Source organism: Armatimonadota bacterium, from assembly GCA_016125185.1.
Classification (GTDB): Bacteria; Armatimonadota; Fimbriimonadia; order Fimbriimonadales; family Fimbriimonadaceae; genus Fimbriimonas.
Window position 1 is genome coordinate 32683 of sequence record WGMG01000002.1, and the last position, 12178, is coordinate 44860.

12 protein-coding genes are annotated in these 12178 nt (G+C 57.5%); 2 read left to right on the forward strand and 10 right to left on the reverse strand.

Features of this window, described 5'->3' with window-relative positions:
* Positions 1–44 precede the first annotated feature (44 nt).
* A complete protein-coding gene (locus GC165_03440) occupies positions 45–476 on the forward strand; it encodes a hypothetical protein (GenBank protein ID MBI1331913.1) in 432 nt (143 codons plus the stop codon).
* Between the two features lie 20 nt (positions 477–496).
* Here the strand turns inward: GC165_03440 and GC165_03445 are convergent, their stop codons facing one another.
* A complete protein-coding gene (locus GC165_03445) occupies positions 497–1006 on the reverse strand; it encodes a GNAT family N-acetyltransferase (GenBank protein ID MBI1331914.1) in 510 nt (169 codons plus the stop codon).
* A gap of 63 nt (positions 1007–1069) precedes the next feature.
* Here GC165_03445 and GC165_03450 point away from each other — a divergent pair, with 63 nt between their 5' ends.
* On the forward strand, positions 1070–2089 hold the full coding sequence (locus tag GC165_03450; protein ID MBI1331915.1) for a hypothetical protein: 1020 nt from the start codon (positions 1070–1072) through the stop codon (positions 2087–2089).
* Positions 2090–2390: 301 nt separating this feature from the next.
* Here the strand turns inward: GC165_03450 and GC165_03455 are convergent, their stop codons facing one another.
* From GC165_03455 to GC165_03495, 9 genes are all read right to left on the reverse strand, one after another.
* The gene (locus GC165_03455) at positions 2391–4292 is read right to left on the reverse strand and encodes a heavy metal translocating P-type ATPase (protein MBI1331916.1); all 1902 of its coding nucleotides are present in this window, start codon (positions 4290–4292) and stop codon (positions 2391–2393) included.
* A 28-nt stretch (positions 4293–4320) separates the two neighbouring features.
* On the reverse strand, positions 4321–5607 hold the full coding sequence (locus GC165_03460; protein ID MBI1331917.1) for an aminotransferase class III-fold pyridoxal phosphate-dependent enzyme: 1287 nt from the start codon (positions 5605–5607) through the stop codon (positions 4321–4323).
* A 216-nt stretch (positions 5608–5823) separates the two neighbouring features.
* Positions 5824–6252: an osmotically inducible protein OsmC gene (locus GC165_03465; protein ID MBI1331918.1), complete on the reverse strand. Its 429-nt coding sequence runs from the start codon at positions 6250–6252 to the stop codon at positions 5824–5826.
* Positions 6252–7376, reverse strand: coding sequence for a gfo/Idh/MocA family oxidoreductase (locus GC165_03470; GenBank protein ID MBI1331919.1), 1125 nt, complete (start codon positions 7374–7376; stop codon positions 6252–6254). Before GC165_03470 ends, GC165_03465 begins: the two co-directional genes overlap by 1 nt.
* Positions 7377–7395: 19 nt before the next feature.
* Positions 7396–8877 carry a DUF1800 family protein gene (locus GC165_03475; GenBank protein MBI1331920.1) on the reverse strand — a complete coding sequence of 494 codons (1482 nt, stop codon included), beginning with the start codon at positions 8875–8877 and terminating at the stop codon, positions 7396–7398.
* A gap of 20 nt (positions 8878–8897) precedes the next feature.
* Positions 8898–10004, reverse strand: a complete 1107-nt coding sequence (locus GC165_03480; protein ID MBI1331921.1) for a hypothetical protein — start codon at positions 10002–10004, stop codon at positions 8898–8900.
* Positions 10005–10054: 50 nt separating this feature from the next.
* Complete coding sequence (locus tag GC165_03485) at positions 10055–10564, reverse strand: inorganic diphosphatase (GenBank protein MBI1331922.1); 510 nt, start codon at positions 10562–10564, stop codon at positions 10055–10057.
* A gap of 6 nt (positions 10565–10570) precedes the next feature.
* Positions 10571–11269: a hypothetical protein gene (locus GC165_03490; protein ID MBI1331923.1), complete on the reverse strand. Its 699-nt coding sequence runs from the start codon at positions 11267–11269 to the stop codon at positions 10571–10573.
* A 121-nt stretch (positions 11270–11390) separates the two neighbouring features.
* Positions 11391–12107: a hypothetical protein gene (locus GC165_03495; protein ID MBI1331924.1), complete on the reverse strand. Its 717-nt coding sequence runs from the start codon at positions 12105–12107 to the stop codon at positions 11391–11393.
* Between the last annotated feature and the right edge of the window lie 71 nt (positions 12108–12178).

Below are 12178 nucleotides of genomic sequence, written 5' to 3' on the forward strand. Positions count from 1 at the left end.
GCTTTGGCCAGACGGACGGCGAAACTCTCGTGGACCTTTGGGAGATGGGTAAAAGATTCACTTGGCTCGGTCTGATTTTGCTAGCATTCTATTCTGCGGTTTCCTGTCGGCCTTCGTGCAGTACCGTCTACCAATGCGCAGTCACAGGTAGCTATGGAGGGCTGGCTGCCATGGTGAAAAACAAAGTCGATGCCAACGTGTCCGATCGCGCGCTCAATACCCCCTTGCATTACGCGGCGACAAATGGATCGACAAGTTGTATCCAGCTATTACTGGACCGGGGCGCTCAGATCAATGCAAAAAACGTCGATGGCTTCACGCCATTAATCGAAGCAGCTTCGTTCGGAAACGACGACGCCGTAAAACTTCTGCTGAAAGCTGGCGCTGATACCAAGGCCGTCACTAATGGCGGCTTCACCGCGAAGCAGGTCGCCGTTGCATGTGGTCATGAATCTACGGCTAAGCTGTTGCCTTGATCGTTAGGCTCCGTAGAACTTTATGTTAGCCAGCGGACCATGTGTTCGAAATCGGTATACGTGTCGCCGACCTTCATCGCGCGCTTTTCGTGACCCCAGGTTTCGAACCCCGCCGAATGGTAGAGATGCACGGCCGACGTTTGGCAAGTTGAAACGGACAAGGAAATCCGTTCTAGGCCCTCAATGGCCCGAGCCCGCTGGATCAGTTCGTCCACTAGTTGGCGTCCGATTCCCTTTCCACGGACTTTGTCGGTAACATACATAGCCACCAAGTAACCATCGTGCCGAAATTTCGGCCCTTGCGGGCGGCTAAGTGCGACGGTACCGACGAATTCTCCGTCGAGCCAAGCTCCCAAAGTGAAGCCTTCGCTAGGCTCCTTGGTGAACATGGCACCTATCTCCTCGATGGATCTCTTCGAAAAAGACTCAACGTCGGAGGCAAATGCCAGCGGCTGAGTCTCCAAAGCCTCCAACCGGAGTCGTTGGTAATCTTCAGCATCATCGGCGGTTACCAATCGGATTTCGAGCATCTCACCATCATATCTTCTTAACGGTTTCTTTACAGTTGGATCACACAATCGCTTACGAAAGTCATGATTGGCCTATTCGCGATTCTTCCTACGCTCGTTGCCCCTATTCAAGATGATCCCGTCGAATACTCTTTTGCTTTTTTTGGATGCAATCGGGTTGACAAGGATGCTTGGCACAAGAAGAAGAACCCCAGTTCGGCCAATTTGCCTCAGCTACAACAGAGCTTTCAGGACATCGCGAATATCAAACCAATGCCCAAGCTGCTGTTTATGACCGGCGATTTGGTGCTGGGCTACAAGGACGACCAGGGCGAGGAGACGCGCGGCCAGCTGGACGCCTGGATTTCGGAGTATCGGAAGTCACCGCTGAATGGGAAGGTCGAGATGTTTCCGCTACCGGGCAACCACGAGATGCTTCGCAAAACAAAGGACGGAAAGGTCTCGAGCCCTTACACGACGGAGATGTGGAACAGTTGGCTGAAGGCCAACAACCTACCGCCAACTACGCCGAATGGACCGATGGCCGGCGGCGAAGACAAGCTTGCCGACGATCAGTCGCGGCTGAACTATTCGTTCGACAAGGGGAACCTTCACTTTGTGTGTCTGAACACGGACACACACACCGAAGATGGCCGCATTGCGGCGGTGCCGTCCAAGTGGCTGAAGAACGACCTGGACTTGGCGACGAAGCACGATAAGACGATCTTCATTCTCGGGCATCGTAACCTGGTTGATGGCGTGACATCGAAAGGCGACTCCCCGATTGAGAAGGATTCGGGCAGTGAGATGATCGCGGAGATCCAGACGAACCCGAATGTGATTGGGTACCTATGCGCTCACGTTCACGCCTGGGATGTGACGAAAGTGGGAGGGACACGACCGTGGCAGATCATCGCCGGGAACGGCGGGAGTCCATTGGAGGACGACTGGAAGCCTGCGGAGAAGACGTTTGGGTTTGCGGTGATCGAAATTCACCACAGCGGGACGATTACGCTGGTTCCGTACTTCCGTCCGGCGACTGACGAGAATGTCGAGGCGGCGAAACCTCAGACGCCGATTATATTGGGGAAAGTGGTTTCATAGGATTACGAAACCTGACCTGATCGAGGTTTTGTAGTCTCGTGGCCGCCATAATGGCGGGGTCGCTTCCGCCTTCGCTGAGGCTATGGCGGACGAGGCGCTCCTTGGACTTTTGCTTACTCTTTCTTTCCACCCAGCCCTTCTGGCTGGGCTAAATTATTACGGGCTTACAGCCCTATGCTGGTGGGTTATCTGACGTGCATAACGGGCACTGATTCTGTTAGCGGATCAGGCTTTAATAGACGTCCTTTGGCTAAGAGCTTGTGTGAGCGAGACGTGCGTGGAGTCTTCTATTTTTGCTAGCTTAGGCGGCTCTCATTTTTGGGCCGCTAAGGAGGCGGAGGCCGTTGAGGATGACGACAAGGGTTGAGCCTTCGTGGCCGACGACGGCGACGGGGAGAGGAAGGATGCCGATGAGCGAGGTGAGAGTCAGGGTGGCGATGACGACCCCGCCGATGAACAGATTCGCTTTGATGATGCCGTTGGTGCGCTTCCCAAGGGCGATGACCTCGGGCACGGATTCCAGGCGATCTTTCATGAGCACGATATCGGCGGCGTTGAGGGCGATGTCGCTTCCGAGTCCGCCCATGGCGACACCCACGTAGGCTTTGGTGAGGGCGGGGGCATCGTTGATTCCGTCACCGACCATCATCACCTTTTCTTCGGCGGCGATCTCTTCGATAGCCGTCACTTTATCGCCCGGCATTAGCTCGGCACGATAGTTCGGGAGGCCAAGCTCACCCGCGACGCGGGAGGCGGTTCGCTCATTGTCGCCGGTTAGCATCGTGAGATTTTTCAGGCCCATTTTGTTGAGGAGAGCGAGAACAAACTTGGCGGTTTCGCGCGGGGAGTCCTCGAAACCGAGGGCGGCGAGCTTGCCATCGACCGCAATGACGGCGACGGTCCAGCCGTTGCTCTGGATGATCTCGACGTGGCGGCGGAACTCGCCGGGCATCACGCTCACGAACATCTTGGGTTGGCCGATTTCGATTCGCTTACCGCTGACCACGGCGCGGATACCCAGACCGGGAACGGTTTCAACCTGCTCAGCTACCAGGGTTTGAACATGGTTGCGGTCGGCAGATTCGCGTAGGGCGTGGGCGACGGGGTGCTCGCTTTGCGATTCGGCAGCGGCGGCCAGCGCGAGAATCCGCTTGGATTCATCGGACATTTCGCCCTTGCCGCTCCAGCAGACATCGGCTTCTTGACACTGGGTGGACGGGTCCTCGTCGCACAGGCAGATTTCGACGAGTTGAGGCTTACCGCTAGTTAGCGTGCCGGTCTTGTCGAACGTGATGGCGGTCACTTGTCCGGCCTTCTCGATGAACTCTCCCCCACGAACGAGGATGCCGTTTCGGGCGGCCCAACCCATCGCACTAAGGGCGGCGGCGGGTACGGAGATGACGAGGGCGCATGGACTAAGGGCGACCAGAAGAGTTAACGAGGAGTAGACCGCGTCGCGAGGATGGACGTGGAAGGCGAGCTTGACGAGGAACATCACAATGCTCGCGGAGAGGACGAACCACGTGTAGCGCTCGCCAAACCAGCGGCTGGCGCGCTCACCGCTTCCCTGGTTCTCCTGGGCTTGGGTGACGAGGTCCACGACCTTTTGTAAGGTCGAGTCGGCCACGGTGGAAGTGGCCCGGAACGAGAGTCCGAATTCGAGGTTGCGGGCACCAGCAAGGATGGTGGAGCCGGGCTCGACCGAGATCGGGTGAGATTCGCCGGTGAGGGCGCTGTTATCTACGGCTCCTGCACCGGCAACAACGATACCATCGACTGGTGCGGTGATGAAGCCGGGCAACAAGACCGTGTCATCCAGTTGGATTTCTTCGACGGCGACTTCGATTTCTTTGCCGTCACGAACGACGGTCGCGCGCGAGGGGCGCAGTCGAATGAGGGCGTCGATGGCATTGCGGGTTCGGGCCATCGTGAGGTCTTCCAGCGCCTTGGACAGCGAGAAGAGGAAGAGCAGGACGGCGGCCTCGGTTGGTCTTCCGAGGAGGATCGAACCGACGGCAGCGACGAGCATGAGGGTTTCGACATCGAGGCGCCGTTCGCGGAGGGTTTCCCACGCGGCGGGAATTGCGTCGATCGCGCCGAGGACAATGGCGATGTAGGCAAAGATGGGGAGTCCCGAGACGATATTCGCTACGAGGAATACGCCGGCGAGACCAGCCAAAATCATCTGTCGAGAGAAGAGCATGCTTTGTCCTATCGCGTCGGAATCGGCTTCACCGTACCTTGTCCAGCGCCTGTGCGAGCAAGCTCAAGAATCGATCGACCTCATTTTCTACGACACTAAGGTTGGGTCGAGTTCGAATACTTCGATTTCCTGCCCCCAATAGGAGCAAACCGAACTCGTCGCGGGCGGTTTTGATGAGCTTGGCCTTGCGTTCGGCGGTATCGAGCGAGAAGCCTTGGTAGAGCCCCATGCCACGGACGTTCCAGGCGAAGTCGAACTGAGCGATGACCTCTTTGAGGCCGTGGTTGAGGCGGTCGCCGAGGACGGCGGCTCGGTCGATGAGACCTTCTTGCTTGACAATTTCGACCTCGCGACAGACCCGGACCATGTCGGCGAGGGTCCCGCCCCAGGTGGAGTCGAGCACGCCAATGTCGTCGAGCGGTTCCCGCATGTAGACGAGGCCGTTGCCCCACTTCTTGCCGCTGGCGACGGCCATCGGAGGATACGGCAGGTTGAAATGGTCGATCGCCCACATCTTGCCGGTCGCGCCGAGGCCGGTCTGCACTTCATCGAAGCCGAGGTAGACGCCGTACTCCTCGGTCAGGCGAGAGAGGCCCCGGAAGAATTCGGGAAGGGCGACGCGGTTTCCGCCCGCGCCCTGAATCGGTTCGACGATGATGCCGACGATGTCGTCGGCCATGTGCTGGAGGACGGCTTCGACCTGCTCCAGACTTCGCTTCACGCTTTCTAGGTTCTCTTCGTGGGGGCGATCCGAGTTGTATTGAGGGAACGAGAGCTTCATGTTGCCGCCGGAAGCGAGGCCGACAAAGTCCTTGGTGGCGACGGGATCCATCGTCTGGGTGACGCCGAGGGCGAAGACGGTGCGGCCGTGGAAGGCGCGGTCGAAGTAGAGGAATCTTCGGCTGCCAGGCATTCGTCCAGCGCGGAGGCACTTCTGGTTGTACTTGGCGACCAGGTACTTCATCATATTTTCGACCGCCTCGGCACCGGAGTTGACGACGTAGACCTCCAGCGAGTCATTCTGCATGACCTCGGGGGCGTTTTCATACACCAGTCGGTAGTAATCGAGGCACTCTTGGGTGAGGAAGTCGGGGTTGGCGACCTTGTTGTTCGCGGCGCGAGACAACCGCTTGAGATATTCGGGCTCGTATAGGCCAGGGTGGTTGTGGCCAAGGAGTTTTGAGCCGTAGAAGCCCGCCCAGTCGAAGAGTTTTTGACCGTCAACGGTGACGAGCGTCATGCCTTGGCATCGCTCGAGATCGAGGACAAAGGGGTGCGGCTCGGCGATGACGTATTTGCCGAGTTCGGCCAGCATCGAGGCGGATTTTGGGCCGGGAAAAACGTGGGTGGGCACACAAGATTCTACCTTTTTGGCGAGGGCTCGCTTGGTTTGTAAAACAGGTTCGCCCAACTTTCTGGTTGGACTGGTCCTCACCCGTCTCCTGACATAAGTCAGGTGGAACCCTCTTCCATTTTCGCTTCGCGAGAAATAGGAGAGGGATTCTTGGGGGCGCCCATTCGCCCCTGGGCTCTACCCTTCGATTTCCCATTCCGAGCTGACTTTGGGGGCGGCGCGGAGGGTAGTGATGACGGTGCAATACTTTTCGTCGCTGAGTTCGACGGCGCGCGCGACGGCGGCAGGGTCGATGTTCTCACCTTTGACGATGTGGCGCAAGGTGATCGAGAGGAACGGGCGGGGGTAGACCCCTTTCGGGCCTCTTTCACCATCGACCTCCACGCGGTAGGAAGTGACTTTTTGGCGCTTCTTATGGAGGATCGAGATGACGTCCATCGCGGAACAGCCGGCGATAGCGCTGAGCAGGGTTTCGACCGGAGTCGGGCCGGTGAGATTGCCACCGTCCTCCTCCCAAGCGTCCATCAGGAGCTTGCGACCGCTGGGGGGAACGGCTTCGAACGCCATTCCTCCCTTCCAGTCGACGGTCGTCAGGTAGTCGCCCATCAGCCCATCAGGTCGCGCTCTTCGAGGAATTCGGTGTCACCGATGAGTGTGGGACGATCCGGCTGGGTTCGCGGATTGATGAACTGGCTTTCGTCAGACGACTCGATGGCGGAGAGCATGACGTCCAGCACGTGGAACGCCAACGCGCCGCTGGCCCGGTGTGGTCGATCTTCGGAAATAGCATGAGCGATGTCGAGGATTCCGAGGCCTCGCGAGTTCATCTTGAACGGCTGATCGGAAATGTAAATTTCCTCATCGCCATTGCCACGGCGGATCGTGATCTTCGAAGAAGGCTCGTTCCAGCCGTTGAAGGAGTTGGGGTCGGGGACGATCATCGTGCCCTCCGATCCGTACACCACGATGTTAGGCTGGCCCGGGAAGCTGTGGGTGTCGAACGACGTCGTGAGCTGGCCGACGACACCGCTAGCGAATTGCATGGCAGCAACGAAGGTGGTCGGGGTTTCGACCTTGATGACCTCGCCTTTGTGGGGCTCGGAGGTGATGGTTCGCTCGGGGAAGGTCGTGCGAGTGACCGAGGCCAGTCGGGAGATCGCGCCGAACAGGTTGACGAACGCGGTCAGGTAGTACGGTCCCATATCGAGCATGGGGCCAGCGCCGGGCTTGTAGAAAAATTCGGGGTTCGGATGCCAGGATTCGACGCCGCGCGAGGTCATGAATCCATGGACGGCGACGGGAACGCCGATCGCACCGTCGTCGATGAGCTTGCGGACGCGCTGGTGACCGGCACCAAGGAAGGTGTCCGGGGCGCATCCGACGCGAAGACCCTTTTGGCCGGCAACGGCGAGCATCTGCTCGCAGACATCGCGGTGAATGGCTAAAGGCTTTTCGTTGTAGACGTGCTTGCCTGCAGAAAGGGCGGCGAGGGCGACTTCGCCGTGAGCCTTGGGAATCGTGATGTTCAGGACGAGGTCGATGTCGGATGCACCAAGCAGAGCATCGACGGAACGAGCTTCGATGTCGTACTTCTCGGCCTGCGTCTGAGCGCGAGGTTCGTCGAGGTCGGAGATTGCCACCAAGTCGATAGACGGAAACTTGCTCAGGTTTTCGCAGTAGATTGCGCTGATATTTCCGGCACCCACAATGCCGACACGGAGGGGACTCATTAGGACGGTAGTTTACTGCCTAGCAGATGTGCATATCCGGGCAGGCACTCAACATTTTTAGGCAGTAATACAAGATTCCCGACCAGTTGTTGGCGTTCTCGTAAACCTTTGCGCCGTGTTTTTGGAAGACGCCCAGCAATTGGGCATCCGCAGCGGGCGAGAGATGGAGGTCGAACATCTGCTTGAATCGGTTGGCGGCGTCTTCGGGGGTTGCGGGGTTGGCGGCAGCCATCATCGCCTGGGTTGTGTTGGAGGCGATGTAGGGTCCTTTTTTGTCCCAAATCATCATGCCGTTATAGGACATGCGGGCGGTCATGGTGGCCGAGTTGATCCAGTCTTTGCCCCACTTCCAGCCGCTGACGTCGTCGGGGTAGCAGATGTCGAGTCCAGCACGGGCCATGAAGTAGGTCATGGTCACGGCTTGGTCGATGAGCATTCGAGGAATCGGCGTGGTGGGGTTGGAATCCTTCGGGCGCATTTTCATCAGTTCGTCGCCGAGATGCATTTGGCGAACGGAACCGATGATGTAATCAGCCGGACTCTTGTAGCCTTTGAGGTAGCACTTATCGCCGTAAAACTCGGGCGAGTGGGCGATGGCGTACATGACCTGCTTGATGCTGCCCTTCGACTTGGTGAACGTCGAAGCCAGACGATTGACGACTGCGTCTTCTGGGTCCTCGTAAGCGAAGAACTCCCACAGCTTTTTGCAGATAAATTTGGCGGTGGCGGGGTGATTGGCGAGAAGGTCGAGGACTTCGTAGCCATCGAAATCTTTTGTTTTGCCGAGGATGGTCTTCTCGTCGTTGTCGCGCATGGCAGGCATGTAGCAGTAGGCGGACGCCGGTCGTTTGTCGCGGTAGATGGCCATCAGGCGCTCCGTGTTGGTCTTGCCGCTTTCCCAATAAGTGTCGATCATGCCCCAGCCGGTGAGGGCACGCGAAATCTCCTTTACGTCGGTCTCGGTGTAGTTGCCGATTCCCATCGTGAAGAGTTCCATGACCTCGCGGGCGAAGTTCTCGTTGGGGTGGCCGCGGAGCGTGCGCTCGGTATCGAGGTAGCGCATCATCGCGGGGAGGGTCGCAATGTTCTTGAGTAAGTCGCCAAAACTGCCGTTCGCGCCGTTGCGGAGCACCTGGACATAGTCCAGCATCATCATGCCGTTTTCGACTTTCTTTTCGCTGACGGCAAAGTGCGAGTGCCAGAAGAGGGCGAGCTTTTCCTGCAGGGGTCGGTTGGTCGCGGCCATGGCCAGGACCCACCAAAGGCGGAAGCGGTAGGTTCCAGGCTCGGCATCCTTGTCATCCAGGTTCCAGGCGAACTCATAGGGATGAATGGGATAGTTGTAGGGGATCGTGTCGTACTCGACGAGCTTTTTGATCGTCGCATCGACGCCGACTTGGGTCCCCTCGTCAATCTCCTGAAGTGTCCCGCCGAAGGAAAAGCGGCGGTACAGATGGGCAACTTTATCCCGAACTGTCAGTGCCATGGCCTTATCTGGCATTATAACTCGGAAAAAAGTACTTACTTAATGGTCCTAACGAAAAGGGCGCCATCGATGATGTACGCCACTGCGTTTTGGTCCCGGCTCATCCATGTGCGCGAGGCGTGGACGGCGAGAAGCGTCGCTGGCGAATTCTTTTCCGTGCCGCGCTTGATCCACACGCTGCTGTCCTGAGCGTCGGATTGTTCGTACTGGAGGACGATGGATTTGGTCCTCGGGGTGAGCACTGGCCGGTTGCGCGGCTTGGACTCGAAAGGGCCTCGGAAACGCACGGGGCGGAGTGAGGCATTCGAGGGCATGAGCTCGAAAACTGGCGAATTGGTCTCGGGCATGGGCACCGCCCGACGGAACTCGATAGAGAGCTTGAGCGCGGTCGAATCGGCAGCGACGGCGGTAAGGGCCTCGCCTTGCACGGCTCTAACGGTGATCTCCTTCGCTTGCTGACCACTTGAGTCTTGTACCGCCTGACCTGTCTTGGCGACCAGGTACTGAGTTTTGCCCGAAAATTGGGCATTGGAGTAGATCGCGGTGCCGTCGATGGACCAGGTGGGGCCAGTCAAGCCCTCTTGCTCGGCGCGGTCGAGGTCCGCCGATTTAAGCAGATCGCCGCCGGGCGTGATAACCAAATGGCGGGTTTCCTTGCCGAGGCGCATGGTGATGATGGCGTGCTTGAGCAGGGGCGAGGCGTCGACATCGATAGCGGGAAGTTGCTTAGCATCGTAAGTCTCGTCGAGAATCCGCTTGGCGCTTTGGAGATTGGCGTCGACGACAAACATTTGGATTTGGATCGACTTGTCTTTGCTTTCGGCGTTTGGGTTGTCGGGGCTGGGGCCGTGGACGACCACGACGGCGGCATCGGAGCCCGACAGCCACGTGATTCGGTAGGTCTGCCCTTGGGTGAGCTTGAGTAGGCTCTTGCCTTCGTACTTATCCAGCATGAAAGCACCGAGGCTCTGGCCGTCTTCATCTTTTCGGGTGTAGATGAGCGAATGGCCGTTCGGGTTCCAGTCGGCGTCCTGGACATGGACGTCCACGGGTACCGCGTCGCCGAGGGTGACCGGGTCATTTTGACTGAAAGCGGCGGCGCTGAAAGCGGCCAAAACTACGAGAGCAATCGTCTTCTTCATCGTCCTTCCCTTCCCTACTTTACTGCGAGTCGGGGACGAATCGGTTCCTTTTAGCGGTCGGTGCGGTACTTCTCGATGAGCTCGCGAGCGAGTTCTGGACCGTGCCAGCCGGTGATATCGACGGCCTTGTCTTCGAGGGACTTATACACTTCGAAGAAGTGACTGATTTCGGCCAGGGTGTGCGGGTTGAGGTCGTCGATGTGCTTTCGATCGCGGTAGCGCGGGTCTTTGTTGGCGACGCAAAGGATCTTTTCGTCCGGTCCTTTTTCGTCGCGCATGGCGAGGACGCCGATGGCGTGGGCTTCGACGAGACAGCCGGGGACGGTGGGATGGCTGATCATGACGAGGACGTCGATGGGGTCGCCGTCGAGATAGTGGGTTTGAGGAATGTAGCCGTAGTCGAATGGATAGAACAGCGGCGAATAGAGCACGCGGTCAAGCTTGATGATGCCGGTCTCTTGGTCGACCTCGTATTTGTTGGTACTACCCCGGGGGATTTCGATAATGGTGTTGAAAACGTTGGGGGCTTCGTCGCCAATCTTGGCGAGGTGAATAGACATCGTTACCTATTGTGGCTCTTCTGACCAGGAGAAGGCACTGCCCTCGGCGACCACCCGCCAGCCGTGGCGGTTTCTAGCGAGCACGGCCCACTCTTGCAAAGAGGCAACACCCACGAACGAGTACTTGACAAACGCGTAGTCATGATCCGCCGTGAAGATTGGCGATTCGAAGGTGTAAAGGTCGGCTGGAATTATCCAACTCGTCGGGCCGATGGTATTTCGGTTCTTGCCAAAGACAAACGATGGGGGTAATTTGAGCGTCTTGATGGGACGGACGGGCGTGTGGGAATCCATGGTGTTGCGGGGAAGCTGCCGTTGCACTCGCTTCAACTCATCAAGATTTCGCTCGTCGTAATCAAGATCCCTGTGTAACATGACACGATCTTCCGCCGAGAGCCTGGGGTCGCTCACGAGGGCCCGGAACGACGGTAAAGAGTGTTCGAGGTCCGATACAGCCTTCTCCAGATTTTGCCGAAAAGTACCTTTCGACTTGCTCCACTCGTCGAAAACGCCCACCTCGCGGTCGAAAGGGTTGAACTTTTCGTGCGGATGAATGCGGTCGATAATACTCGAAGGTTGTGGACTCAGAATGGCTTCCAGAATCAATTCCTCGTCCGGCCGCCGTGGGCGAAACGCCTCGAACGTTTCCTCTGCCACCACGCAGGCAATGCAGATCGTGGCAATGATGATCACCCACTTCCACATAGCTTCATTATAAAACTACATGTGGAGGCGCCATTGTCGACGGCATTTGTATCCACCAGAGAGATGCTGGCGGTTGGCATTGCCCTACTCTCAGCGCGGACCTGTACTTATTCGGCAGACCTTAGACAAAGAAGATCTCACCGACATGGACGACTTTCCAACCGGAGTCCTTTTTCTCCAGATAAAAGTGAAGCACCGCCGAGTGAATGGACCATGGCACCCATTCCATCACCAAGATCGCGAACTTGCCGTTCGGTGAAAAGAGCGGCGGATCAAGCTTCCCATAGACTCGTAGCTTTCCCTTTTTCCCCGCCGCATTTGCAATCGAAGTCTCTCCAGCAAACCAGATGCCGGAACTCTGCAAGCTCTTCACTTTCTCAAGCGGTTGGAGAACAATCCTTGGATCGAGAGTCAAGTCCTTCAAATTGGGAATGGAAGGTGAAGCCATGTTAGGCCCCTCCTTATATTCTTTTTGAATCCGGTTAAGGGCCGCGATCTGAGCGTCTAATTTCTGCTTCTCGTCGGGGGGAATATTTTTGGCTTGTGACGGAGGCAGCTTCGTCTGTTCCAGCGCATTCGCAAGAAACTTATCGAAGGACTCATAGGACTGATCCGATCCGAATGACCGGTAATTGCCAACCCACTCTGAGTCGAGGAGGACAAAATCGCCTTTTTCCCATTCCCCCCAATCTTTGCGGACAAAGAACTCGTTCATCGACGCATTCACAATTTGCCCGACATCGCTCTTCCCGAGCGGGATCGCCTTTGGATGCTCGACTGGCGCGGGCGCGCTGCAAGCGCAACTCAGCATGATGGCGACAATGCCCACCGTCTTCACAACTCTATTCTCACACGGATGAGTGTGAAATGGACCGTGATTCGTGCCGTTAACTCAGTTACCAGAATCGG